Source organism: Gemmobacter aquarius (assembly GCF_003060865.1).
Classification (GTDB): Bacteria; Pseudomonadota; Alphaproteobacteria; order Rhodobacterales; family Rhodobacteraceae; genus Paragemmobacter; species Paragemmobacter aquarius.
Window position 1 is genome coordinate 2,606,697 of record NZ_CP028918.1, and the last position, 24,313, is coordinate 2,631,009.

Genomic DNA, 24,313 nt, shown 5'->3' on the forward strand with positions numbered 1-24,313 from the left:
GTCGCGCCCCCTACCCCGCAGCCCCCCCATGTGCCACCATGGCCGGCGGAGGCCCCCATGATCACCACGCTCGTCTTCGACGCCTATGGCACGCTTTTCGACATCACATCCGCCGCCCGCCGCGCCGCAACGGAAGCGGGGGGCGAGGCTTTGGCGCAGGCTTGGCCCCGTCTGGCTGCCGATTGGCGGCGAAAACAGCTCGAATACACTTGGCTCCGCACCATGACCGGAACCTATGCCGATTTCGCCACCGTCACGGCGCAATCGCTCGACTGGGCGCTCGATGCCCACAACCTGCGCGACCCCGCTCTGCGCGCAAGGCTCCTTTCGCTATACGAAGAATTGAACACCTTCCCCGAAGTGCCCGAGGTTCTGGCCAACCTCAAAGCCTCGGGCTACCGCCTCGCGATCCTGTCGAACGGCACGCCCGCGATGCTGGACGCCGCGACAAAGGCCGCAGGACTCGCCGATGCGTTCAACGCGATCCTCTCGGTCGACCCCCTGCGCCTCTACAAACCCGCCCATCAGGTCTACGCGCTGGTCGAACGCCACCTCGGCGCGAAACCCGCCCAAACCCTCTTCGTATCGTCGAACGGATGGGACATAGCAGGCGCCGCCCATTTCGGCCTCTGGACCGCATGGGTCAACCGCGCGAACGATCCCGTCGACCGTCTTGCACAAACGCCGGTCCACAGCATCCCCGACCTCACCCACCTCGCACGGCTTTTGCAATGACCGACTTCTTCCACACCCCCGACGGCACGCGCCTCGCCTATTCCGACCAAGGCGAAGGCCTCCCCCTCCTGTGCCTGTCCGGCCTCACCCGCACGATGGGCGATTTCGACTACCTCGCCCCCCACTTGCCGCCCCTTCGCCTCATCCGCATGGATTACCGCGGCCGCGGCCAAAGCCAATGGACGGGGGCCGCCACCTACACCATCCCGCAGGAAGCCGCCGACGCGATCGCCCTCCTCGACCACCTGCAAATCCCCAAGGCCGCGATCCTCGGCACCTCGCGCGGCGGGCTGATCGGCATGGCCCTCGCCGCCACTGCCAAGGCACGCCTGATCGGCCTCTGCCTCAACGACATCGGCCCGGTCATCGACCGCGAAGGGCTGGTCCGCATCGGCGAATACATCGGCCGCAACCCCGCCCCGAAAACCCACACCGCGCTGGCAACAGCCTACCCCGAATGGATGCCCGGCTTCGCCAATGTCCCGCACAGCCGCTGGCTGGCCGAAGCCCGGCTCCACTACACCGAACCCCCCCAAGGCCTGCGCGTCACCTACGACCCCGCGCTGCGCGATGCCTTCCTTTCCGGCCTCAATGCCGCGCCCGCAGACCTGTGGCCCCTGTTCGATGCCTGCGCGGGCCTCCCCCTCGCCCTGATCCGGGGCGCGAACTCCGACCTTCTCTCGCCCGAAACCACCGCCGAAATGCAGCGCCGCCGCCCCGACATGATCTTCGCTTCCGTCCCCGACCGCGCCCACATCCCGTTCCTCGACGAAGCCGAAAGCCTGACCGCGATCCATGCCTTCCTGAAAGCCTGCACGCCATGACCGCGCTTGCGCTGATCCAAGCCGCCACGACCCGCCCGCGACATCACGCCCACCCGACCCCGCATCCGAACACCCCGCGCCTCGACGCCACCGCAACAAGCCGCATCATCGTAGGCTCTGCCCTTCCGGCCCGGCCCGCCAACCAACGAAACCTGCGCCGCCACCCCGTCGGGATCACCGCCCCCCTGCCGGACAGCGCCGCCGCCCCGGACGGACCCCGAAGCCTGATCACGACCCACGCCTACCGGAAAGCCAGCGCCCCATGACCACCCTCTCCCTCATCCAAGCTGCCGCGACCCGCCTTTCAGGTCACGCCCGCCTTACGCCCCTTCTCAACGCCCCCCTGCTCGACGCCACCGCAAAACGCCGTATCCTCGTCAAAGCCGAATGCCTGCAACTGACAGGTTCGTTCAAGTTCCGCGGCGCATGGTCCGCAGTCTCGGCCCTGCCCGCCGACCGGCGCGCCAAGGGGGTGCTCGCCTTTTCCTCGGGCAACCATGCTCAGGGCATAGCCCTCGCCGCGCAGCGCCACGGCATTCCCTCCGTGATCCTCATGCCCTCCGACGCCCCCGCCGTGAAAATCGACAACACCCGCTCCTACGGGGCCGAGGTGATCCTTTACGACCGCACCACCGAAAGCCGCGACGCGCTCGGCGCGGCCCTCACCGCCGAACGCGGCCTGCACCTCATCCGCCCCTACGACGACCCGCAGGTGATCGCAGGCCAAGGCACCATCGGCGTCGAGATCGCCGCCCAAGCCGCCGACCTGAACATCACCGAAGCCGCCGTCATCGCCTGCTGCGGCGGCGGCGGCCTTGCGACCGGCATCGCCCTCGCCCTCGAACCCCACGCGGGTTTCCGCGTCCAGACCGCCGAACCCGCAGGCTTCGACGACATGGCGCGTTCGCTGGCCACCGGCACCCATCAGTCCAACGCCACCGCCACCGGCTCGATCTGCGACGCTATCCTGACCCCCACGCCCGGCACCCTGACCCTGCCCGTCCTTGCCCGCCTCGCAGGCGCAGGCCTCACCGTCACCGACGATCAGGCCCTGCACGCCATGGCGCTCGCCTTCACACACCTCCGCATCGTGCTCGAACCGGGCGGAGCCGTGGCGCTGGCCGCCGCCCTTTTCAACCCCGACCTTCCCGATACAGTCATCGTCACAGCCTCGGGCGGTAACGTCGATCCGGCCACCTTCCAGACCGCCCTCACCCGCTTCGCCGCCTAGCACAAATCCGACATTCCGGCCGCCCATAGCCTCCAACCCCACCGAAACCCGCCCAATGCCCCACATCTACCTCCCCGACCTCCGCCTGAACGCGCAACTCACCGGCCCGGCAAACGGCGCGCCGCTGGTCCTTTTGCACGCCCTCGGCACCGACCTTTCGATCTGGGACGACCTGATCCCCCTCCTGCCCGAATCCCTGAAAATCCTCACCCTCGACATGCGCGGTCACGGAGCCTCCGACTGCCCCGCCCCGCCCTACGCCATGGGTGCCCTGATCCGCGACACCGAACGCGCGATCGACCATTTCGGGCTGAAAGACGCAGCCGTCCTCGGCCTCTCCATCGGCGGCCTCATCGCCCAGGGCCTTGCCGTCAAGCGCCTGGACCTCGTGCGCGCGCTGATCCTGTCCAACACCGCCGCCAAGATCGGCCGCCCCGAACACTGGGCCGACCGCATCGCCACCGTCACGACCAAAGGCATGGCCGCCATCGCCGACCCGACGCTCGAACGCTGGCTCGGCCGCACCTGGCGCACCCACCCCGCCATGCCCCGCCTGCGCGCCCACCTGCTGCAAACCAACCCCCAAGGCTGGGCAGGCTGCGCCGCCGCCATCGCGGGCAGCGATTTCTACCAGACCACCGCCACCCTGCGCCTGCCCACACTGTGCATCGCCGCCGCAAATGACGCCTCGACCCCGCCCGACCTGATGCGAGAAACCGCCGACCTCATCCCCGGCCACCGCTTTGCGCTGATGCGCGGCACGGGCCACATCCCCCCCGTCGAGAAGCCCGCCGAATACGCCGCCCTCATCGGGCAGTTCCTGTCGGACATCGGCCATGTCTGACTTCCTGCTGATCCACGGCACCGCCCACGGCGCATGGTGCTGGGGCGCTACCATCGCCGCCCTGAAAGCCCTCGGCCACCACGCCCGCGCCATCGACCTGCCGGGCTGCGGGGCCGACCCCACCCCCGCGCACCAAGCCACCCTCGACGCCTGCGCCACCGCCATCCTGAACGCCATGGCCGGCCAAACCATCCTCGTCGGCCACTCCGCCGCAGGCTTCCCCATCACCGCCGCCGCCGAGCGTGACCCCACCCATATCGCAGCCCTCGTCTACCTCGCCGCCTACGTCCCCCACCCCCACCAGACCCTTGCCGACATGCGCCGCGCCGGCCCCTCGCAGCCGCTGAAAGGCGCCTTCCGCCTGACACCCGACCGCCAATCCTTCACCTTCGATCCCGCAATCGCCGCCGACCGCTTCTACCACGACTGCCCGCCCGACATCGCCGCCATGGCCCTCGCAAGTCTCACCCCCCAACCCACAGCCCCGCAGGAAACCGCGCTCCCCTCCACGGCCAAGGCCGCAAGCCTGCCCCGCCACTACATCCGCTGCACCGCCGACCGCACCATCCCCCCCGCCTACCAGACCACCATGGCCGCAGGCATCCCCCTGACCGATCTTCCCACCGGCCACTCCCCCTTCCTTTCCGCCCCCGCAGCCCTCGCGCAACGCCTGTCGGAAATCGCGGCAAGCACCCTCGCGCGCCCCGCCCGAAGCGGATAAACCCTGCCCATGCAAAACCGCCTCGCGCTGACCTTCATCCTGATCACCGTCACCCTCGATGCCATCGGCATCGGCCTGATCTTTCCGGTCATGCCCGACCTGATCCAAAGCGTCACCCATGGCGACCTCAGCCAGGCGGCGATCTGGGGCGGCATCCTCTCCACCTCCTATGCCGTGATGCAGTTCCTCTTCGGCCCGATCATCGGTGCCGCGTCCGACCGCTACGGACGCCGCCCGATCCTGCTCGTCTCGCTCCTGATCATGGGTGTCGACTACCTCGTCCTCGCCATGGCCCCCACGATCTGGCTGCTCCTGCTCGGCCGCGTCGTCGCGGGCATCGCTGCGGCAACCTATGCCACCGCCACCGCCTATATCGCCGACATCACCCCGCCCGAGGAGCGCGGCCGCCGCTTCGGCCTGATCGGCGCCTGCTTCGGCATCGGCTTTGTCGCAGGCCCGCTGCTCGGCGGCCTTTTGTCCACCATCCACCTGCACGCACCCTTCTACGCCGCAGCCGCCCTCGCCTTCGCCAACCTCGCGCTCGGGTTCTTCGTGCTGCCCGAAACCGTGACCGATGCGACCCGCCGCCCCTTCTCGCTGGCCCGCGCCAACCCGCTCGGCGCACTCCGCGCCGTGTCGCGCCTGCCTGCCCTGCGCCGCATCCTTCTCACTTTCCTGATCCTCGGCATCGCGATGAACGTCTATCCGGCGATCTGGGCCTATTACGGCCAGGCCCGCTTCGGCTGGGACAGCCGGATGATCGGCATCTCGCTCGCCGTCTACGGCGTCTCCTTCGCCGTGGGTCAAGCCCTGCTCGTCGGCCCGCTGATCCGCCGCTTCGGCGAACACCGCGCCGCGCATTATGGCATGTGGGTCGACATCACCACGCTCGCAGGCCTCGGCCTCGTCACCCACGGCGCAGCCGCCCTGATCCTGACCCCGATCACCGCGCTCGGCGGCGTCGTCACCCCCGCCCTGCAGGCGCTGGCCAGCCGCAGCGTCAGCGCCGACGCGCAGGGCGAGCTGCAGGGCGTGCTCTCCTCGCTCAACGCCATCGCCATGATCACCGCCCCCCTCGTGATGACCTCGGTCTTTTCGGCCTTCACCGCCCCCGGCGCTCCCGTCTTCGCCCCCGGCGCGCCCTTCCTCGTCGCCTCGGCGCTGATGGTGCTTTGCCTCATCCTCCACGTCACGACACCCAAAAGCGTCACGCCCGCGTCGTAAACCGCTGCGCCCCGCCGCGCACCGCCCCCTAGCTTCTCCTTGGTTCAAATATCCTCGGGGGGTCCGGGGGGCAGACAGCCCCCCGGCGCCTGCCGCAAAACCTGCCGCAGCAAAAAGGGCCCTACCATGAAGCTCAAAGACCTCGAAATCTTCGTCGTGGCCCCCCCCTATCCGGGCTGGGGCGGGCGCTACTGGATCTTCACCAAACTCACCACCGACAACGGCATCACAGGCTACGGCGAATGCTACGCCTCGACCGTCGGCCCAAAGGCGATGAAAGCGGTGATCGAGGACGTCTTCGAACGCCACATGCAGGGCCAGTCGCCCGAAAACATCGAATGGATGTTCCGCCGCGCCTATTCGTCAGGCTTCACCCAACGCCCCGACCCCACCGTGATGGGCGCCTTCTCCGGCCTTGAAATCGCTTGCTGGGATATCCTTGGCAAAGCCCGCAACCGCCCCGTCTGGGCGCTTCTGGGCGGCAAGATGAACGACCGCATCCGCAGCTACACCTACCTCTACCCCGAACCGGGACAGGAATCGGCCGAATTCTGGGTCGACCCCGATGCCGCCGCAAGCGCCGCCCTGCGCTTTGCCGACCTCGGCTTCACGGCCGTAAAATTCGACCCCGCAGGCCCCTACACCATAAGGGGCGGCCACGAACCCGCCATGTCCGACATCACCCGCTCGGTCGCCTTCTGCAAGGCGATCCGCGAAGCTGTGGGCGACCGCGTCGACCTCCTCTTCGGCACCCACGGCCAGTTCACCACGCCGGGTGCCATCCGCATGGGCATGGCGCTCGAACCCTACAACCCGCTCTGGTACGAAGAACCGATCCCGCCGGACAACCTGCTTGAATTCGCCGAAGTGGCCAAATCCGTCCGCGTCCCCCTCGCAACGGGCGAACGCCTCACCACCAAATACGAATTCGGCGCGCTGCTCCGCCATGGCGGGGTGAAAATCCTGCAACCCGCGCTCGGTCGCGTGGGCGGCATATGGGAGGCCAAGAAAATCGCCGCCATCGCCGAAATCTACAACGCCGAAATGGCCCCGCATCTTTACGCAGGCCCCGTAGAATGGGCGGCCAACGTGCATCTCGCGGCCTCGATCCCCAACCTGCTGATCGCGGAAACCATCGAAACCGGCGGCGCCTTCCACCTGCAACTGATCAAGAACACGATCAAATGGGAGGGCGGCTATATCCTGCCCCCCGATGCCCCGGGCCTCGGGATCGACTTCGACGAAGACCTCGCCCGCGCCCACCCCTTCACCGGAACCGGCCTGCATCTGCAAATGCAGGAAGCGCCCTGCGACTATTCCAACGGCAACCGCTTCGAAGGCGGCGCCCCGTCAAAGCGCGACTGACGGGCCAAGCGCGACTGACGGGAAATTCCCGTCACCCGGCGGGGCGGTTCTTGCGGAACATCCGCCCCGCCCCGCTGTTTGGCATGCGACGGCCCCCTGCGGGCTTTTCCGCAGGACCGAACATATGCCCCCCGTGCCATTGCCCGACCCCGAACGCGTGCCCCCCCCCGTGGCGAAGGAAAAACCCGCCCGGCGCGATGCGGGCACACCCGACCCGCTTCACCCTACCGTCTTTCACGAACCCTGGTGGCTCGACGCCGCCGCCCCGAACGGCTGGCACGAGGTCACGGCAACCACCAACGGCCGCATCACAGGCCGCCTGCCCTACCTCTTGCGCCCGTCCCGCTTGGGCGGTGCTGCGCTGACCATGCCCGATTACTGCCACTTCCTCGGCCCCGCCATCGATGCAGGCAATGGCGCGCCAACCAACCGCGCCCTGCGCCGTGACCAGATCATCCGCGACCTGATCGCCGCCCTTCCCCCGCACGGCCATTTCACCCAACGCATGCACCGCGGTCTGCCCGACATCATGGCCTTTTCCGAAGCGGGCTTCCAAACCTTCGTCCAGTTCACCTATGAAATCGCACCCGACCGGCCCGAGTCCCTGTGGTCCGCCATGCGCGACAAGACCCGCAACACGATCCGCCGCGCCGAAGATCGCTACAGCGTGACCGACAGCCTTTCACCCACCGATTTCGCCGCATTCTACACCGCCAACGCCAATGCCAGCGGCGCACCCTCCTACTACCGCGCAGCCGATATCGCCCGTGTCACCGCCGCCGCCCTGTCGCACGACCGGGGCCGCATTCTCGCCGCCCTGACACCGCAGGGCGCGATCAGCGCCGCCATCTTCTGCATCTGGGACGCGACCGCCTGCTACTACCTCTTGTCCATGCGCGACCGCGGCGCCGAAAACGGCGCGACCGGACTTCTGCTCTGGCAGGCGATACGCCACGCCGCCGCACGCGGCCTGATCTTCGACTTCGACGGCCTGCTCACGCGCGGCAACCGCGTCTTCTTCACCGGCTTCGGCGGCACGGTGCATCCGCGCTACATAGCCAAACGCCAAACCCTCGCCAGCCGCATCGCCACGCGCATCCCGTCGCGCCTGCGGCGCCTGACCTGAAGGCAATGGCGATTCCGGAGGGACTCGAACCCCCGACCCGCCGCTTAGAAGGCGGCTGCTCTATCCAGCTGAGCTACGGAACCGTTCGCCTGTTTTGGGGCAAGCGCCCCGATCCTGCAAGCCGTCACCGTAGCCGCAGCGTCAGGAACACGCTGTTTGGGTCCGGCACATAGCCCTCGAACGGCCCACATTCGACAAACCCCGCCTTGGCATAAAGCGCCCGCGCGGCCACAAAGGTCGGCTGCACACCCGTTTCCAAACTCAGCCGCGAAAACCCGTCCACCCGCGCCTCGGCCAGCAAGTGGTCGAGCATCCTCTTGGACAGCCCGCGCCCCCGATTCTCGGCCAGCACATGCATCGACTTGATCTCGGCATGGCTATCGTCGATCCGCTTGAACGCCCCCATCCCCACCGGCACCCCGCCATCGCGTATCACGAAGAACCGGATATGCGGCGACGCCAGCTTGCCCGCATCCATCATATGAATGCTTTCGGGCGGCGTATCGGCGTGCATATCGGCGGTGTGGCGGGCGAACAAAAGCCCGAGGTCGGCCCCGAGCGGGCTTTCCTGCGTGATCGTCAGCATCAATGCGTCCAGACACCCTTGCGGTCGGTCGCGAAATTCTCGCCATAGCCGCGCGGACGGATCACCGGCTTGCGGGCCTTCGGCTCGGTCACCTCATACTCGATACCGCGCGCATTGGCATAGGCTTCCGCCGCCTCGCGCGTGTCAAAGCGCAACCGCACCTGCGCCTGCGTATCGTCCGACGAGGTCCAGCCCATCAGCGGATCGACCCCCCGTTCGGTCGCCGGCGCGAATTCCAGCACCCATCCCTTGGCCTTGGCCGTGCCCGATTGCATGGCGGTCTTGGCAGGTTGAAAGATGCGTGCGCGCATGGGATCGGTCCTTACGATTGTCCGCGCCGTTATGGCCGAAAACGGGGGAAATGTGCAAGCGGCAGGTTCATCCCGGGGTAGGGACTGCCGGTTGGCCACGGGGAGTGTGGGTGGGGTGTGTGGTGCGACCAACCGGCAGCTTGCTGCTTGCCCTTGCACCATGCCGCGAGACGAAGCGATGCACAACCCCAAGATGCAGCATTCCACAAAACATTTTCCTAAAATTGTAGCCGTCGCAAAAACGCCCTTCCGTGCCCCCTGCCCCACATGCCAGTTGCGCCTTGCAGCAGGGTTAAAACACCCCAAATTAGGCGGCTGGAGGGAATCATGCCCCACAACAACATCAACGCCGTCAGCGAACGCCCCGAGGTTCTGACCCGCCCCAAACTGGAAGGCGGCCGCGCCTTCGTGCTCGCCTCCAGCTTCGAACCGGCGGGCGACCAGCCCACCGCGATTGCCGAGCTTTCGGCCGGTGTGCGGTCGGGCGAACGCGATCAGGTGCTTCTGGGGGCCACCGGCACCGGCAAGACCTTCACCATGGCCAAGATCATCGAAGAAACCCAGCGTCCCGCGATCATCCTCGCGCCGAACAAGACGCTGGCGGCCCAGCTATACGGCGAATTCAAAGGCTTCTTCCCCGACAACGCCGTCGAATACTTCGTCTCCTACTACGACTACTACCAGCCCGAGGCTTACGTGCCGCGCTCGGACACCTACATAGAAAAAGAATCCCAGATCAACGAGCAGATCGACCGGATGCGCCACTCGGCCACTCGCGCCCTGCTGGAACGCGACGATGTAATCATCGTGGCCTCCGTCTCCTGCATCTACGGTATCGGCTCGGTCGAAACCTACTCGGCCATGACGCAAGACCTGATCGTCGGGCAAAACTACGACCAGCGCCAGATGATGGCCGAGCTTGTCGCCCAGCAATACCGCCGCAACGACGCCGCCTTTGCCCGTGGCAGCTTCCGCGTGCGCGGCGACAGCCTCGAAGTCTGGCCCGCCCACTTGGAGGACCGCGCATGGCGCTTTTCCTTCTTTGGCGACGAACTCGAATCCATCGTCGAATTCGACCCGCTGACCGGTGCCAAATCCGATGATTTCAAACAGATCCGCATCTACGCCAACAGCCACTACGTCACGCCACGCCCGACCATGGCGCAAGCGATAAAGGGCATCAAAGACGAGCTTTTCCACCGCCTCAAGCAACTCACCGGCGAAGGCAAACTGCTCGAAGCGCAACGGCTCGAACAGCGCACGCAATTCGACCTCGAAATGCTCGAAGCCACCGGCGTCTGCAACGGCATCGAGAACTACTCGCGCTACCTCACCGGCCGCTCCCCCGGCGAGCCGCCGCCGACGCTTTTCGAATTCATCCCCGACAATGCCATTGTCTTTGCCGACGAATCCCACGTGTCCGTCCCGCAGATCGGCGGCATGTACAAGGGCGACTTCCGGCGCAAGATGACCCTTGCCGAACACGGCTTCCGCCTGCCCTCCTGCATGGACAACCGCCCGCTGAAGTTCGAGGAATGGGACGCCATGCGCCCGCAATCGGTCTTCGTGTCAGCCACCCCCGCGGCGTGGGAGCTGGAACAGACCGGCGGCGTGTTCACCGAACAGGTGATCCGCCCCACCGGCCTGATCGACCCGCAGGTCGAAATCCGCCCCGTCGACATGCAGGTCGATGACCTCTTGGAAGAAATCCGCCGCGTCGCCGCCCGTGGGCTGCGCGTCCTTGTCACCACGCTCACCAAACGCATGGCCGAAGACCTGACCGAATATTTCCACGAACAGGGCATCCGCATCCGCTACATGCACTCGGATATCGACACCATCGAACGCATCGAAATCCTGCGCGACCTGCGCCTTGGCGCCTTCGACGTTCTGGTGGGCATCAACCTGCTGCGCGAAGGGCTCGACATCCCCGAATGCGGCCTCGTGGCCATTCTGGATGCCGACAAGGAAGGCTTCCTGCGCTCGGAAACCTCGCTCATCCAGACCATCGGCCGCGCCGCCCGCAATAGCGAAGGCCGCGTCATCATGTATGCCGACCGCATCACCGGCAGCATGGAACGCGCCATGGCCGAAACCAACCGCCGCCGCGAAAAGCAGATCGCCTATAACACGCTCCACGGCATCACCCCCACCACGATCCGCAAGAACGTCGAAGACGTGCTCTCGGGCCTGTGGAACGGCGATACCGATATGGCCCGCGTCACGGCCCGCGTCGACAAACCCATGGTTGGCCAGAACCTCTCGGCCCATCTCGACGCGCTGCGCCTGCAAATGCGCAAAGCCGCCGAAAATCTCGAATTCGAGGAAGCCGCCCGCCTGCGGGATGAGGTGAAGCGCCTCGAAGCCGTCGAACTCACCATTTCCGACGACCCTATGGCGCGGCAATCGGTGGTGGAAGAAGCCGCCGAAGCGGCGGTCAAATCCTCGGGCCGCTCGACCGCAGGCCGCGCCGGCCAGCGCGGCGGCACCAAACGGCGTGGACGTTGAAAGGTAGCATATGACGAAACAGTTTCTCGACGCCAACCACCCGATGTTCCGCAAGGCATGGGTCCGCTGGACCACCACGCTCTTCCCGCTGGCATGGGGTGCGCTCGAACTCTACTGGGGCAACCCCGGCTGGGCCGCAATCTTCGGCGGGGCGGGGGCCTACGCAGGCTACATCCTGCTTTACAAGAAACCGGACTGACACCGCCCGACACCGCGCAGCAGTCCCGCAACGCGGCGGCAGGTCACCCCGCCGCCGCAAAGCGCCTCAGCCGTTCTCGGCCTTGTCGAGCAATTCCATCACCGTCGCATCGGGCGTTCCGCCACAGGCCGACAGCGCCGCATCCATATTCTGCTGCAACCGCTCGTCGTCGTAAGTCACGTCCTCGGCGGCACCGCCCATATAGCCGTCCATCCAGAACAGCAGCTTGTTCATCTGGTCCTCGGGCAGCGCGGTCAATTCACCGCAGGTCACCTTGCTGACATCGAACGTGCCCGCCTGAACCGCCCCGCCCGCACCCAGCGCCAGAACCGACGCCATCAGAAACATCTTGCCCATCACACACTCCGAAATAGGGGTCAAAACAGGCCGAACCCTAGCACGCACCGCCCGCCCGTCCATCCGCTTTCGCAAAGCCCCGCGCCAGAGGAACCACCCGCCCCGCCCCGCGTTGCACCCCCGACCCCAACCAACGGAGCGCCCCATGACCCGCCTGACCCTGACCCTCGCCACCCTGATGTTCCTCACCGCCTGCGAAACCATGCAAGGCCTCGGCCGCGACGTGGAAACGACCGGAGAAGTCATCCAGACCGAAAGCGTCGAGACGCAGCAGGGGATGTGAGGTGACACCAAGGTGCGCGCTTCGGCGCGCACTGCAATTCAGTCATGGATAAAATAGAAATTCGGCGAACCTTCCCTTTCAGGGATCATCTAATATTAAAATAATTCCATAATCCTTCGTGGATTGCTACTCCCTGTGTCTTGTCAAAAAATTCTTCGCCTCGATGCGCCCAATAGAAGCGACTATCTTGCTTGTTCCAGTTCCCTATTACTCCGAATTGAAACAGGTCGTCCAATAAAAGTTCTCTGTCTATTTCGGGTTTAGACGCAAATGCGTTTAGCACCTCGCGCTTAAATTCATCAAAATACGTATATCGAGGCTTTTTAATACTGGCCCTTAACGTGGCTGCAACTAGGGATCCATGCCGGACGCTAATTTCTTCGGTAACTTCGACAAAAGATCGGCGACTAAATTCGTTGAGTGCCTGCTTAACTTGGTTTACCCCGATTCTTTCTGCGTTCGGGCTTTTAAACGATATCGCATTTAACAACTGCACGACGTCGCGAGGACGGCTCCACGTATTAATTCTGATGAATTCCTCTAAAGAATAGCTTCGCTTGCCGAAGGATATACTTTGATCTACGAAATCTGAGAAGCTCAATGGAGCCAGTCGCTGGCGCGAATGTATCACTTTTTGCTTAAAAAGTCTGAACAAGAGACTGTCTGACTCAAGGCCCATATCCCAACTAAGGAGGACACTCTTGCCGTCGAATATCTTGTTAATTTCAGCGTCCGATTCGCAGATCAAGTCTCTTATTTCAGGGCGAACACTTGTAATGATATGAAAATCAAGGTCGTTTTGGTGAAAAAAGTTATTGAGATCTCGCGCCACTCGAAAAATGTCTCTGACCATCGCGGCACGCACCCGAATCTCATCGGCTTTTTTGTCAACCTTTGAAAAAACAAGTTCATCGACGAACAAGAAAGCCCTTTCGACGGTATGATGGCGCTTGAACAATTCCCGCAATACAGCGCAGTATTGGGACAGGGAAACCTCGTCATTGCTCATTTTTGAGAAATCAAATCCCACCTCTGCCGCAATACCGACGTACTCTGCACTGATTTTGACCGAAGCTGTCTTCAAAATACCATCGAACAGGCCCGAAAGCCTTGACCGTTCGCCGATTGCGAAACTCGTAAATGCTGACTTAAGTCCCGCGCCAGACAGTACCTCCGCCAGTTTTACAAAGAACGTTCGCTCCCAAACTAGTCTAAAATCGTAATTCAAGAACAAATTCTTGGGATTGGAAACTTGAACTAAATCAATCTTTTGCGTCGAAGCAGCACTATTAAGATCCTGAGGGGTCAGGTCATTATAGAATGAAAAGAAGTGGTGTAAGTATCCTCTCCGCTCAACTTCGCGCGCAAGATGGAACTGGACTGCCGTCTTACCAGACCCCTTCCGTCCTACAACTATGTACTTGTTTCTGTTGTTAAGCGAGCTTAAGGCAAGCGATGAGGGCGCTATGAAGGTCGAGTCAAAATATTCGGAGTGGTTCCGCCCCTCGTCAATGGCTTCCACGTCACCAAAATAATGATCAGATAGCATCGTGGTCCCCACTCACTTACAAAGTTGGTGGGAACTTAAACCTCTACGTGTCCATCTTCAACGCCGAGATGAACGCCTCCTGCGGAATCTCCACCTTGCCGAACTGGCGCATCTTCTTCTTGCCGGCCTTCTGCTTGTCCAGCAGCTTGCGCTTACGCGTCGCGTCGCCGCCATAGCACTTGGCGGTCACGTCTTTCCGCATCGCCGACAAGGTCTCGCGGGCGATCACGCGGCTGCCGATGGCGGCCTGGATCGGGATCTTGAACATGTGGCGCGGGATCAGCTCTTTCAGCTTTTCCACCATCGCCCGCCCCCGCGCCTCGGCGCGGTCGCGGTGGACCATCATCGACAGCGCGTCGACCGGTTCCTCGTTCACAAGGATCGACATCTTGACCAGAAAATCCTCGCGATACTCGCTGATCGAATAGTCGAACGAAGCATAGCCCTTGGTCACCGATTTCAGCCGGTCGTAAAAGTCGAACACCACCTCGGCCAGCGGAAGGTCGTAAACCACCATCGCGCGGTTCCCCGCATAGCTCAGGTCCAGCTGGATGCCGCGCCGGTCCTGACACAGCTTGAGGATATCGCCCAGATATTCGTCCGGCACCATGATCGTCGCCTTGATGCGCGGCTCGGTGATGTGGTCGATATAGGTCAGGTCGGGCATGTCGGCGGGGTTGTGCAATTCGCGCACCTCGCCATCCTTCATATGCAGGCGGAACACCACCGAAGGCGCGGTCGTGATCAGGTCGAGGTCGTATTCCCGCTCCAACCGGTCACGGATGACTTCAAGGTGCAACAGCCCCAGAAACCCGCAGCGGAAGCCAAAGCCCAGCGCGGCACTCGTCTCCATCTCCGAACTGAAACTCGCGTCGTTCAGTTGCAGCTTCTCGATCGCATCGCGCAGGTCTTCGAAATCGGCGGCATCGACCGGGAACAACCCACAGAACACCACAGGCTGCGCGGGTTTGAACCCCGGCAGCGGCGTCTCGCAGCCCTTCTTTTCCGACGTGATCGTATCGCCCACGCGGGTGTCGCGCACCTGCTTGATCGATCCGGTCCAGATCCCGATCTCGCCCGGCCCAAGCTCGTCGATATCCACCATCTGCGGCTTCAGCACGGCCAGTTTGTCGACGCCGTAAACCGCATTGGTCTGCATCATCTTGATGCGGTCGCCCTTGCGGATCGTGCCGTCGATCACACGGATCATGACGACCACGCCCAGATAGGCATCGTACCAGCTGTCGACCAGCATCGCCTTCAGGGGCGCATTGCGGTCGCCCTTGGGCGCGGGCAGGCGGGTGACGATGGCTTCCAGCACATCGGGAATGCCAAGGCCCGACTTGGCCGAGATGTTGATGGCATTCGATGCGTCAAGCCCGATCACATCCTCGATCTGCTGCTTGACCCGTTCCGGTTCGGCGGCGGGCAGGTCGATCTTGTTCAGCACCGGCACGATCTCGTGCCCCGCATCCAGCGCCTGATAGACGTTGGCCAGCGTCTGCGCCTCGACACCTTGGCTGGCGTCAACCACCAGCAAAGACCCCTCGACCGCGCGCATCGACCGGCTCACCTCATAGGCGAAATCCACATGGCCGGGGGTGTCGATCAGGTTCAGGATATAGGTCTTGCCATCCTTGGCCGGATATTCGATCCGCACCGTGTTGGCCTTGATCGTGATACCGCGCTCGCGCTCGATATCCATGCTGTCCAGCATCTGGGCCTTCATGTCCCGTGCGGCCACCGTCCCCGTCATCTGGATCAGACGGTCGGCAAGGGTGGATTTCCCGTGGTCGATATGGGCCACGATCGAGAAATTGCGGATGAGGTCAAGCTGGGTCATGGCCGCGCATATAGCCTGTAACCCAAGGGTCGGGAAGGGGGCGCGACAAGCGCCGCGCCGCCCTGTGCCACAAATCCCGCGCAAGGCCCGCCGCCCCCCGTCCGCGCCCCCGTCCGCGCCCCCGCGAAGCGCCCGCCCAAGCACCTGTCACGCAGCCCGACCCGCTCTTTCACCCTTGTCCAAATACTCGGTTCCCCCGCCCCCACGCTTCGCATCGCCCAAAGAACCGGCACATCTTGTGGCCCGCTTCGCCCCGCACCCCAAGATGGGGCAGCTTTGGGCGAAATGTCGCGCAATCACGGCGGGTTATTGAAAATTCCGCTTCGAATCAGCATAATCCGATGCAGAAAAATGACCGTGAGCGGTGGTTCCCTCCGCATCCGGCAAGAGGCAGAGACAGAATGAACCGACATATCCTCTGCGCGGCTCTCGCCGTGCTGGCACTTCCCGTGATGACCTCCGTCGCTTCGGCAGGCCCGATCGAACGCGCGTGTCTCTCGTCGGGGCGCGATGCGGCAAACCGCTCGGTCTGCTCCTGCATCCAGCAGGTCGCCGACATGACCCTGCGCGGCACCGACCAGCGCAAGGCGGCGGTGTTCTTCCGCGATCCCGACAAGGCGCAAGACACCTTCCTGTCCAAGCGCAACGCCGACGATGCCTTCTGGGAGCGTTACAAGAACTTCGGCGCCACCGCCGAGGCCTATTGCGCGGGCTGACGGGCAAGCGCACCGGCCAGCCCGCAGCATGGCAGCGCAGGGCGGCAGATCAGCCGCCCCGCATCCAACCTTCAGTCCGACGCGCCCGCCCCGTGCATCTTCTGGTGCATGGTCCCGTGGTCCATACCCTCCATCCCGTCCATGCCCTCGCCAGGTAAGCGCTTGCTGTCGACGATGACCGGCACATCGAGCGTGCTGCCATCGGCAAAGTCGAGCACCAGATCGAATCTGTCACCATCCGCCAGCTTGCGGGTCAGCCCCATCAGCATGACATGGTCGCCGCCCCGCGCGAATTCGTGCATCTCGCCCGAGGCCAGCGGCACCCCGCCCTCGATCTTGCCCATGACCATCACGCCATCGGCGCCTTCGCTGTGGGTATGCAACTCGGCCTTCTTCGCCAGATCGGTATGGGCGCCGGTTATGGTGATATCCGCTTCGGTGTTGTTGTGGATCATGAAGAACACCGCGCCCGATTGCAGGCTCAGCCGCGCATAGGCATCGTGGACATGGATCTTTTCGGGATGCTCTTGCGCCACGGCGGCAAAGGGCAGAACGGCCAGCGCGGCGGCGGTAAGGATGGCGGGCAGACGCATCTTGCGTGCTCCTTTATGTAAGGGAACGGAAAAAAAGCGAAGGGGTCCAGACCAGAACCGGCGGCCCCCGCGCCACGGGTTCCCCCGCCCCGACCTTCCGCAAGGCAATGCCTGCCCCGAACCGCACGGCCTCGGCCCGCGTCGCAGGCCGTGCGACCGATGCTGCCACCGGCACACCCACCCCCGAACCTGCGGCCGTGCAAACAGGGCAATGATGCGCCTCGACCGGCTGGCCCGTCGCATCCAGCGTCACCGTGGCAGGGCCCGCCCCGGAGCAGATGACCATATCGACCGCCCCGGCCATCTGCCCGCGCGCGACTGCGGCGGTGACAGACGTCACCGACAGCAGCATCACAAGCAAAAGGCCAAGCACAGCACGCATGGCGCGGTTCCTAAGCCAAGGCCGCGCCAAGCGAAAGAGGACAATTCCGCACAAGCAAAAGCCCCGCCGCGGCCAAGCCGGGCGGGGCAAATCCTGTGCCGTCAGGAAAGATCAGGCGCTGGCTTGTGCCTTGGCGACTTCTTTCTTGATCGCAAGCGCGCGGATCGACAGCTCGTCGTCCTTGGCCTTGGCAAGAAAGGCGTCAAGCCCGCCGCGGTGGTCGACGGTCCGCAGACCTGCAGCCGAAACGCGCAGCTTGAACGACTGGCCGAGCACGTCCGAGATGAGCGTGACATCGTTCAGATTCGGCAAGAAGCGCCGACGCGATTTGTTGTTGGCGTGGCTGACCGTGTTACCGGACATCGGGCCCTTGCCCGTCAGTTCGCAGACGCGCGACATGGTCGTGATCCTTCGTGTGTAAGCAAGACAGCCTCCGGGATTCCCGAAGCGTCCAAATTCGATTGGGGGTCAGTAAGGCCAATGACCGCCAACGTCAAGCGACCAAGCCGCGCCGTTTCACGGCCGGCGCCGATTTTTCGCAGAAAAATCGCCCCCAAGCGCCCCACCCGACCCCGATTTTTCTGCGAAAAATCGCTCTCCTCCTTCAACCCTGCGCCCCGAACACGCGGCGAGGGGGGCCAGCCCCCATCGCCTTGCAGGCGATTCCCCCGGGATATTTGAGGGACAGAAAATGCAGCAATCGTCAGGCCGGACGGCTCGCATCGACACGACGCAAAGCATCCAGCATCTCGGCCGCTGCCGCCTCGGGCGTCATGCGCCCGTCTTCCACCGCCGCGCCCAGCCCGTCCAGACGCGCACGCGCCGAAGCCTGCCCGAGAACCGACAAAAGCCCCTGCCGCACCTCTTCCTCGAACCAGTGCCGCGCCTGTCCGGCCCGCCGCGCCGTCCAGTGCCCGTTTTCCCGCCGCCAACCGGCCAGCGTCTGCATGTCGGTCCAAGCGCCTGCCAACCCTTCGCCAGTGGTGGCCGAAACGCACAGCGCCTTGGGATAGCCCGCAGGGTCCTGGGCCCGCCGCCGCAACAGGCCCAATGCCCCCGCGTAATCGGCCATCGTCCGCATCGCGGCAGGCTTCAGCGCGCCATCCGCCTTGTTCACAAGGATCAGATCCGCCATCTCCATGATGCCGCGCTTGACCCCCTGCAATTCGTCGCCCCCCGCAGGGGCCAGCAAAAGCACGAAGATATCGCACAATTCAGCCACCACGGTTTCCGACTGCCCCACCCCCACCGTCTCGATCAGCACCACATCAAAGCCCGCAGCCTCGCACAGCGCCACCGCTTCCCGCGACCGCCGCGCCACGCCCCCCATCTGCGCCTGACTGGGCGACGGCCGGATAAAGGCCATCGGATCGCGGCTCAGCCGTTCCATCCGCGTCTTGTCGCCAAGGATCGACCCGCCCGACCGGGCCGAGGACGGATCGACAGCCAGCACCGCCACGCGCAGCCCCGCTGCGGTCAGCATCAGGCCGAAGGCCTCGATGAAGGTCGACTTGCCCACACCGGGCGTGCCAGAAAGCCCGATCCGCAGCGCAGCCCGCCCCGCGCTTGGCAGTCCGGGCGCCCGCAACCGTGCCAGAAGCGCCAGCGCATCGGCACGGTGATCGGCCCGCCCGCTTTCCACCAGCGTGATCGCCCGCGCCAGCGCCCGCCGGTCGCCCGCCGCAACACCAGCCGCCAGTTCCGCCACATCTGCCCGTCCGGCCATGCACCCTCCGCCACGGCACCGCCGCCCCTGCCACGCTTTGTGCCACCCGAGCCCGTCTTGCGCCAGACCCGCCGTCAGGGGCGCGCCCCTGCCATTCACGCTCGCGCAAATATCCTGCAGGGGGAGGCGCGGCTCTGCCGCGACGGGGGCCGCACAGGCCCCCCTCCCCTCGCGCCCCAGCGCGAGGGCACAGGCTTGCGGCGGAACGCCGCTCCGCTTGGCAGCGAAACCAGCCATCGCACCGCCAACAGCAAAGCGAGTTCCCCTCAAAGCGCCCTGCCGCCATAAACACAGCCATGTCCGAATCGCCCAACCCCAGCCCCCTGCCCATCGACGAGGCCCTGCCCGCCCTGCGCCACGCCATCGCCGCGCGCGGCATGGCCGTGCTGCAAGCGCCCCCCGGGGCGGGCAAGACCACCCGCGTGCCGCTCGATCTTCTCGCCTCGGGCCTGATCGCGGGGCGAATCGTCATGCTCGAACCCCGCCGCCTCGCCGCCCGCGCGGCCGCCGAACGCATGGCCGAAACGCTTGGCGAACCCGTGGGCCAGACCGTCGGCTACCGCATAAGGGGCGAGGCGAAGGTCTCGAAATCCACCCGCATCGAGGTGGTGACCGAAGGCATCCTGACCCGCATGCTGCAATCTGACCCGTCACTTGCGGGCATCGGCGCGGTGATCTTCGATGAGTTCCACGAACGCTCGCTCAACGCCGATCTCGGCCTCGCGCTCTGCCTCGAAGTGCGCGGTGCGCTGCGCGAGGATCTGGTGCTGGTGGTCATGTCCGCCACGCTCGACGCCGCCCCCGTGGCAACCCTTATGGGCGACGCCCCGCTCGTCACCTCGGCAGGCCGCGCCTTTCCGGTCGAAACCCGCTGGCTGCCCCGCCCGCCCGACGCCTCGCTGCGGTTCGAGGCCGCCGTCACCGGCCTGATCCTGCAAGCCCTCGAGGAAACGACCCAAGGCGGCATCCTCGTCTTCCTGCCCGGCGAAGGCGAAATCCGCCGGGTCGAGGCGCAACTGGCAAGCCGCATCCCCGCAGATACCGTGATCCGCCCGCTCTTCGGCGCGATGGATTTCGCCGCCCAGCGCGCCGCCCTCGCCCCCGTTGCGGGCCGCAAGATCGTGCTTGCCACATCCATTGCGGAAACCTCGCTCACCCTGCCCGACATCCGCGTGGTCGTCGATGCAGGCCGCGCCCGCCGCGCCCGCTTCGATGCGGCCTCGGGCATGTCGCGCCTTGTCACCGAACGTGTGACACGGGCCGAGGCCGAACAGCGCCGCGGCCGCGCCGGTCGTGTGGCTGCTGGCATCTGCTACCGCATGTGGACCAAGGGCGAGGAAGGCGGCCTTTCCGCCTTCCCCCCCGCCGAGATCGAAGCCGCCGACCTGACCGGCCTCGCGCTCGAACTCGCGCTCTGGGGCGGCGGTGAGCTGCCCTTCCTCACCCCGCCGCACCCCGGCGTGCTGGGCGAAGCCCGCGCCCTGCTTTCCAGCCTTGGCGCGCTTGACGACAAGGGTCGCATCACCCCGCATGGCAAGATGCTCGCCACCCTGCCGCTGCACCCGCGCCTTGGGCATATGCTCGCCCTTGCGGGACCGAAAGCCGCCCCCCTTGCAGCCCTGCTGGCCGAACGCGACCCGCTGCGAGGCGCACCGCCCGACCTGATGCTGCGCCTTAAGGCGATAGACCGCCCCCCGCCGGAAGCCCACCGCCCCACCATCGAACGCATCCGCGACGAAAAGCGGCGCTTGGCGAAATCAGCCCCCGCCGTGGCCGCCGAGCTTTCGCCCGCACAAATGGCCGCCCTCGCCTACCCCGACCGTATCGGCCTGCGCCGCAAGGGCGACGCGCCGCGCTGGGTGCTGTCGGGCGGCAAGGGGGCCGCCATGGCCGCAGGCACCCCGCTTGCAGGGGCCCGCCTGATCGTCGCCACCGACCTTGACGGCGACCAGCGCGAAGCGACCCTGCGTCAGGCCGTTGCCCTGACCGAAGCCGAATTGCGCGACCTTTTCGCAGACCGCATCCAGTGGCAAACCATTTGCGAATGGTCGCGCCGCGAAGGCCGCGTCATGGCCCGCAAACAGGAACGCTTCGGCGCTTTGGTCCTGAACGACCAGACATGGCCCGACGCCCCGCCCGAGGCACTGGCCCGCGCCGCCCTCGACGGCCTGCGCCAGATCGGCCTGCCATGGACACCCGCCGCAAACCGCCTGCGCGCCCGCATCCGGCTTGCCGCTGGCACTGGCACCAGCTGGCCCGATGTCACCGATACGGCCCTGCTTGCCAGCCTTGAAGACTGGCTCCTGCCGCACCTCAAGGCGCCAAAGACCGAGTCCGACCTGCGCGCGCTCGATCTGACCGAACCGCTGCGCGCGCTGCTGACTTGGGACCAGACCCAGACGCTTGACCACCTGACCCCGTCGCATTTCGAAACCCCGATGGGCCGCCGCGTGCCGATCGACTATGACGGCGAGGCCCCCGCGATCGAGGTCCGCCTGCAAGAGATGTTCGGCACCACCCGCCACCCCACCGTGGGCGCAAACCGCCTGCCCCTGCGCGTCACGCTGCTCTCGCCCGGCCAACGCCCCGTGCAGGTGACGATGGACCTGCCGGGCTTCTGGGCCAACAGCTACGCCGATGTCCGCAAGGACATGCGCGGCCAATACCCGCGCCACCCCTGGCCCGAAGACCCGACCGCCGCCGAACCCACGCTACGCGCCAAACCGCGCGGCACCTGACCAGCCTCCGGGGCCAGCCCCGGACCCCGGAGTATTTGCCGCAAAGGTGAAGGGGCAAAGGAAAGCGGGACGAAACGCAGTGAAACACATCGTCAGCGCCGCGCCCCTTTCGTCCGTAAACGTTACAGACTAAGGACACGGGCAAGATTTCAGAGCGAGGGCATCATGCAAGACATCAGCGCAGCGCGGCGTGGCCGTTGGGCCGTTGCGGCCATGTTCCTTGCCAATGGCTTCACCATGGGCGCATGGGCACCGCAGATCCCGCTTCTGTTGCCGCGCCATGACATCACCGAATTCACGCTTGGCCTGCTCATCCTTGTGCTGGGCCTCGGGGCGGTCGCCTCGATGCTGTTTTCCGGCAAGCTGATCGCCCGCTACGGCAACCGCGCCGTGCTGCGCGTCTTTGCGCTCTCCATCGTGCCGGTCCTGCCCGCCGTGGTCTTTGCCCCCGACCTGATCGTGCTTGCGCTGATGATGGCCGCGCTCGGTGCGCTGATCGGCTGCATGGATGTGGCCATGAACGCCAACGCGGTCGAGGTGGAGCGCGGAATGGGGCGCGCCATCATGTCCTCGTCGCACGGGTTCTGGAGCCTTGGCGGCTTTTTCGGCGGCGCGCTCGGCGGCTGGATCATCAAGCATTGGGGGGCCGAGGCGCAGGCGATCTGGGCCGCAGCGGTCGCCGCGATCATCGTCCTCGCCGCCATGCCCTTCCTTCTGGGCGAGACCGCCGAACAAAAGGCCGCAACCGCCGCCCACCCGCGCGCGGGCCTTTTGCCGCGCGATCCGGCGATCTGGCTGCTGGGGCTGCTCGCGCTGTTTTCCATGGTGCCCGAGGGTGCCGTGCTCGACTGGGCCGCACTTTACCTCTCGACCGAACTTGACGCCGATCTTGCCCGCTCGGGCCTCGCCTTCGCCTTTTTCTCGGGCGCGATGGCGCTCATGCGCTTTGCGGGCGATTCGGTGCGGAACCGCTTTGGCGCGGTGCGGACGCTGCGCGTGTCGGGTCTGGTCGCGGCGGCAGGCATGATGGGCGGCGCGCTTGCCCCCACAGACATCGCTGCAATCGCCAGTTTCACAATCGCGGGGCTTGGCGTGGCCAATATGGTCCCGATCATGTTCTCGGCTGCAGGCAACCACCCCGGCCTCTCGCCCGGCGCAGGCATCGCCGCCGTGACGATGATGGGCTATTGCGGCATCCTCGTCGCACCTTCGACCATCGGCTTCGTCGCCGAACACGTTGGCTTCCGCGTCACCTATGGCACGCTGTCGCTTCTGCTGGTCGTGGTCGCACTTTACGCCACGCGCACTGCCGCCGCCGATGGTGCGCGCCCGCTTGCCGCATAAAGCCCGCGTCAGGCGGCAAGCACGCCTGACACCTGATCCGCCGTCACCAGCGTGGCGAAATCGGCACCCAGCAGCGACAGCGTCACCCGCAGCACCTCATCCGCTCCGATCCGGCCCCCGTCATGCGCCGGAATGTCAAAGGCCAGCAGCGCATCGCCCGGCAACACGACCTGAAACCCCAGATCGAACGCCGCCCGCACCGTCGAGGTGACGCAAAACGCCGCCACCGCGCCCACCACCACGATCCGTTGGGTGCCCTGTCCGCGCAGCAGCGCCTCGAGGCCCGTGCCCGCAAAGGCCGATGATCGCGATTTCCACAACACGGCCTCTCCGGTCACCGGCAACGCGCAAGGCATCGGCGCACCGGCGGGCAGATGGCGCTGGAACGGCGTCTCCGGCTCGTCATGCAGCACATGAACGACCGGCAGACCCCGCGCGCGAAACAGCGCAAGCAGCGCCGCCACATGCGCCTCGGCCATAGGGTTTGCCTGCGGACGGCCCGCCGCGATGCGGTCGGCCATTCCCATCTGCATGTCGATGCAAATCAGTGCGGTCGTCATCTCAGCCCCCCATGTAATCGCCTTTGCCGATCTCGACCCCGTTGTGACGCAGGATGTTATAGGCGGTGGTCAGGTGAAAATAGAATTGCGGCAGCGAATAGATGTTCAGGAAGTTCTCGCCCGTCATCACCATGTCCGAACCGCGCACCTTGATGGTGATGTTCTTGGCCTCGGCCCCGTCGTAACGCGCCTTGTCGAAGGACGCCATATAGCCCCGCGCCGCCGCGATCCGGTCTTGCAACTCGGCAAAGCTGGTTTCGGTGTCGGGAAAGCCTTTCGGCTCTTCTCCCGCCAGCCGCGCCGCCGCCCGCGCCGCGAAATCGCACGACAGTTGCACCTGCTTCACAAAGGGCAGCATGTCGGGAAACAGGCGAAAGGTCAGCATCGCCTCGGGCTTGATGCCCTTTGCGGTGCAATGCGCCTCGGCCTTGGTCAACAGACCCGACAGTGCGCCAAGGAAACGGTCGTAGACAGCGACGGAACGGTGATGCATGAAATCTCTCCCCCAATGGATTTGCGGCCACCGTCTGCCCGCCGCCTTGCACTGT

At 65.3% G+C, this 24,313-nt stretch carries 26 protein-coding genes and 1 tRNA gene; 15 read left to right on the forward strand and 12 right to left on the reverse strand.

What is annotated here, in order from left to right:
- The first annotated feature begins 57 nt into the window (after window positions 1–57).
- From HYN69_RS12555 to HYN69_RS12595, 9 genes are all read left to right on the forward strand, one after another.
- Entirely contained in the window at window positions 58–735 is a 678-nt protein-coding gene (locus HYN69_RS12555) for a haloacid dehalogenase type II (protein WP_108436041.1), read from the forward strand.
- Window positions 732–1,559 carry an alpha/beta fold hydrolase gene (locus HYN69_RS12560; protein WP_108436042.1) on the forward strand — a complete coding sequence of 276 codons (828 nt, stop codon included), beginning with the start codon at window positions 732–734 and terminating at the stop codon, window positions 1,557–1,559. The genes HYN69_RS12555 and HYN69_RS12560 overlap by 4 nt, the downstream gene beginning before the upstream one ends.
- Window positions 1,556–1,825 carry a hypothetical protein gene (locus HYN69_RS12565; protein WP_108436043.1) on the forward strand — a complete coding sequence of 90 codons (270 nt, stop codon included), beginning with the start codon at window positions 1,556–1,558 and terminating at the stop codon, window positions 1,823–1,825. Before HYN69_RS12560 ends, HYN69_RS12565 begins: the two co-directional genes overlap by 4 nt.
- A complete protein-coding gene (locus HYN69_RS12570) occupies window positions 1,822–2,790 on the forward strand; it encodes a threonine ammonia-lyase (protein ID WP_108436044.1) in 969 nt (322 codons plus the stop codon). Before HYN69_RS12565 ends, HYN69_RS12570 begins: the two co-directional genes overlap by 4 nt.
- A gap of 55 nt (window positions 2,791–2,845) precedes the next feature.
- Complete coding sequence (gene pcaD / locus HYN69_RS12575; RefSeq protein ID WP_108436045.1) at window positions 2,846–3,634, forward strand: 3-oxoadipate enol-lactonase; 789 nt, start codon at window positions 2,846–2,848, stop codon at window positions 3,632–3,634.
- Window positions 3,627–4,355, forward strand: coding sequence for an alpha/beta fold hydrolase (locus tag HYN69_RS12580; RefSeq protein WP_108436046.1), 729 nt, complete (start codon window positions 3,627–3,629; stop codon window positions 4,353–4,355). The genes pcaD and HYN69_RS12580 overlap by 8 nt, the downstream gene beginning before the upstream one ends.
- A 9-nt stretch (window positions 4,356–4,364) precedes the next feature.
- The gene (locus HYN69_RS12585) at window positions 4,365–5,579 is read left to right on the forward strand and encodes a TCR/Tet family MFS transporter (protein ID WP_108436047.1); all 1,215 of its coding nucleotides are present in this window, start codon (window positions 4,365–4,367) and stop codon (window positions 5,577–5,579) included.
- Window positions 5,580–5,705: 126 nt separating this feature from the next.
- On the forward strand, window positions 5,706–6,944 hold the full coding sequence (locus HYN69_RS12590; RefSeq protein ID WP_108436048.1) for a mandelate racemase/muconate lactonizing enzyme family protein: 1,239 nt from the start codon (window positions 5,706–5,708) through the stop codon (window positions 6,942–6,944).
- 124 nt (window positions 6,945–7,068) lie between these two features.
- The gene (locus HYN69_RS12595) at window positions 7,069–8,070 is read left to right on the forward strand and encodes a GNAT family N-acetyltransferase (protein ID WP_108436049.1); all 1,002 of its coding nucleotides are present in this window, start codon (window positions 7,069–7,071) and stop codon (window positions 8,068–8,070) included.
- A 6-nt stretch (window positions 8,071–8,076) separates the two neighbouring features.
- Here the strand turns inward: HYN69_RS12595 and HYN69_RS12600 are convergent.
- The 3 genes from HYN69_RS12600 to HYN69_RS12610 all read right to left on the reverse strand — a co-directional run bounded on the left by HYN69_RS12600 (window position 8,077) and on the right by HYN69_RS12610 (window position 8,967).
- Window positions 8,077–8,153: transfer RNA gene (locus HYN69_RS12600), tRNA-Arg, on the reverse strand.
- Between the two features lie 41 nt (window positions 8,154–8,194).
- Window positions 8,195–8,656, reverse strand: a complete 462-nt coding sequence (locus HYN69_RS12605) for a GNAT family N-acetyltransferase (RefSeq protein ID WP_108436050.1) — start codon at window positions 8,654–8,656, stop codon at window positions 8,195–8,197.
- A complete protein-coding gene (locus HYN69_RS12610) occupies window positions 8,656–8,967 on the reverse strand; it encodes an ETC complex I subunit (protein WP_108436051.1) in 312 nt (103 codons plus the stop codon). The genes HYN69_RS12605 and HYN69_RS12610 overlap by 1 nt, the downstream gene beginning before the upstream one ends.
- 327 nt (window positions 8,968–9,294) lie before the next feature.
- Between HYN69_RS12610 and uvrB the strand changes: the two genes are divergently transcribed.
- Complete coding sequence (uvrB, locus tag HYN69_RS12615; RefSeq protein ID WP_108436052.1) at window positions 9,295–11,475, forward strand: excinuclease ABC subunit UvrB; 2,181 nt, start codon at window positions 9,295–9,297, stop codon at window positions 11,473–11,475.
- 10 nt (window positions 11,476–11,485) lie between these two features.
- Window positions 11,486–11,674 carry a hypothetical protein gene (locus HYN69_RS12620; RefSeq protein ID WP_108436053.1) on the forward strand — a complete coding sequence of 63 codons (189 nt, stop codon included), beginning with the start codon at window positions 11,486–11,488 and terminating at the stop codon, window positions 11,672–11,674.
- A gap of 66 nt (window positions 11,675–11,740) precedes the next feature.
- On the opposite strand, the gene HYN69_RS12625 is transcribed toward HYN69_RS12620, so the two are convergent.
- Window positions 11,741–12,031, reverse strand: coding sequence for an HdeA/HdeB family chaperone (locus HYN69_RS12625; RefSeq protein WP_159082459.1), 291 nt, complete (start codon window positions 12,029–12,031; stop codon window positions 11,741–11,743).
- A gap of 145 nt (window positions 12,032–12,176) precedes the next feature.
- On the opposite strand from HYN69_RS12625, the gene HYN69_RS12630 reads away from it, so the two are divergent.
- Window positions 12,177–12,314, forward strand: coding sequence for an entericidin EcnAB (locus HYN69_RS12630; RefSeq protein ID WP_108436055.1), 138 nt, complete (start codon window positions 12,177–12,179; stop codon window positions 12,312–12,314).
- 85 nt (window positions 12,315–12,399) lie between these two features.
- Here HYN69_RS12630 and HYN69_RS12635 read toward each other — a convergent pair whose 3' ends face one another.
- Together HYN69_RS12635 and lepA are read right to left on the reverse strand one after the other, a co-directional pair.
- Window positions 12,400–13,863 (reverse strand): P-loop ATPase, Sll1717 family, encoded by a 1,464-nt coding sequence (locus HYN69_RS12635; RefSeq protein ID WP_159082460.1) that lies wholly within the window; start codon window positions 13,861–13,863, stop codon window positions 12,400–12,402.
- 43 nt (window positions 13,864–13,906) lie between these two features.
- A complete protein-coding gene (gene lepA / locus HYN69_RS12640; RefSeq protein ID WP_108436057.1) occupies window positions 13,907–15,706 on the reverse strand; it encodes a translation elongation factor 4 in 1,800 nt (599 codons plus the stop codon).
- A 401-nt stretch (window positions 15,707–16,107) separates the two neighbouring features.
- On the opposite strand from lepA, the gene HYN69_RS12645 reads away from it, so the two are divergent.
- Window positions 16,108–16,422, forward strand: coding sequence for a hypothetical protein (locus tag HYN69_RS12645; protein WP_108436058.1), 315 nt, complete (start codon window positions 16,108–16,110; stop codon window positions 16,420–16,422).
- Window positions 16,423–16,493: 71 nt separating this feature from the next.
- Here HYN69_RS12645 and HYN69_RS12650 read toward each other — a convergent pair whose 3' ends face one another.
- The 4 genes from HYN69_RS12650 to meaB form a co-directional block, all read right to left on the reverse strand.
- Complete coding sequence (locus HYN69_RS12650) at window positions 16,494–17,015, reverse strand: copper chaperone PCu(A)C (protein ID WP_108436059.1); 522 nt, start codon at window positions 17,013–17,015, stop codon at window positions 16,494–16,496.
- Window positions 17,016–17,028: 13 nt separating this feature from the next.
- Window positions 17,029–17,397, reverse strand: coding sequence for a DUF2946 family protein (locus HYN69_RS12655; protein WP_108436060.1), 369 nt, complete (start codon window positions 17,395–17,397; stop codon window positions 17,029–17,031).
- A 111-nt stretch (window positions 17,398–17,508) separates the two neighbouring features.
- Window positions 17,509–17,796, reverse strand: a complete 288-nt coding sequence (rpmB, locus tag HYN69_RS12660) for a 50S ribosomal protein L28 (RefSeq protein WP_108436061.1) — start codon at window positions 17,794–17,796, stop codon at window positions 17,509–17,511.
- A 304-nt stretch (window positions 17,797–18,100) separates the two neighbouring features.
- Window positions 18,101–19,123 carry a methylmalonyl Co-A mutase-associated GTPase MeaB gene (meaB, locus tag HYN69_RS12665; RefSeq protein ID WP_108436062.1) on the reverse strand — a complete coding sequence of 341 codons (1,023 nt, stop codon included), beginning with the start codon at window positions 19,121–19,123 and terminating at the stop codon, window positions 18,101–18,103.
- A gap of 296 nt (window positions 19,124–19,419) precedes the next feature.
- Between meaB and hrpB the strand changes: the two genes are divergently transcribed.
- Together hrpB and HYN69_RS12675 are read left to right on the forward strand one after the other, a co-directional pair.
- On the forward strand, window positions 19,420–21,861 hold the full coding sequence (gene hrpB, locus HYN69_RS12670; RefSeq protein ID WP_108436063.1) for an ATP-dependent helicase HrpB: 2,442 nt from the start codon (window positions 19,420–19,422) through the stop codon (window positions 21,859–21,861).
- Window positions 21,862–22,026: 165 nt separating this feature from the next.
- Window positions 22,027–23,205: an MFS transporter gene (locus HYN69_RS12675; protein WP_108436064.1), complete on the forward strand. Its 1,179-nt coding sequence runs from the start codon at window positions 22,027–22,029 to the stop codon at window positions 23,203–23,205.
- Window positions 23,206–23,213: 8 nt separating this feature from the next.
- On the opposite strand, the gene HYN69_RS12680 is transcribed toward HYN69_RS12675, so the two are convergent.
- Window positions 23,214–23,765 carry an isochorismatase family protein gene (locus tag HYN69_RS12680; RefSeq protein ID WP_108436065.1) on the reverse strand — a complete coding sequence of 184 codons (552 nt, stop codon included), beginning with the start codon at window positions 23,763–23,765 and terminating at the stop codon, window positions 23,214–23,216.
- Between the two features lies 1 nt (window position 23,766).
- Complete coding sequence (locus HYN69_RS12685) at window positions 23,767–24,258, reverse strand: DUF1993 domain-containing protein (RefSeq protein WP_108436066.1); 492 nt, start codon at window positions 24,256–24,258, stop codon at window positions 23,767–23,769.
- Window positions 24,259–24,313: the final 55 nt, after the last annotated feature.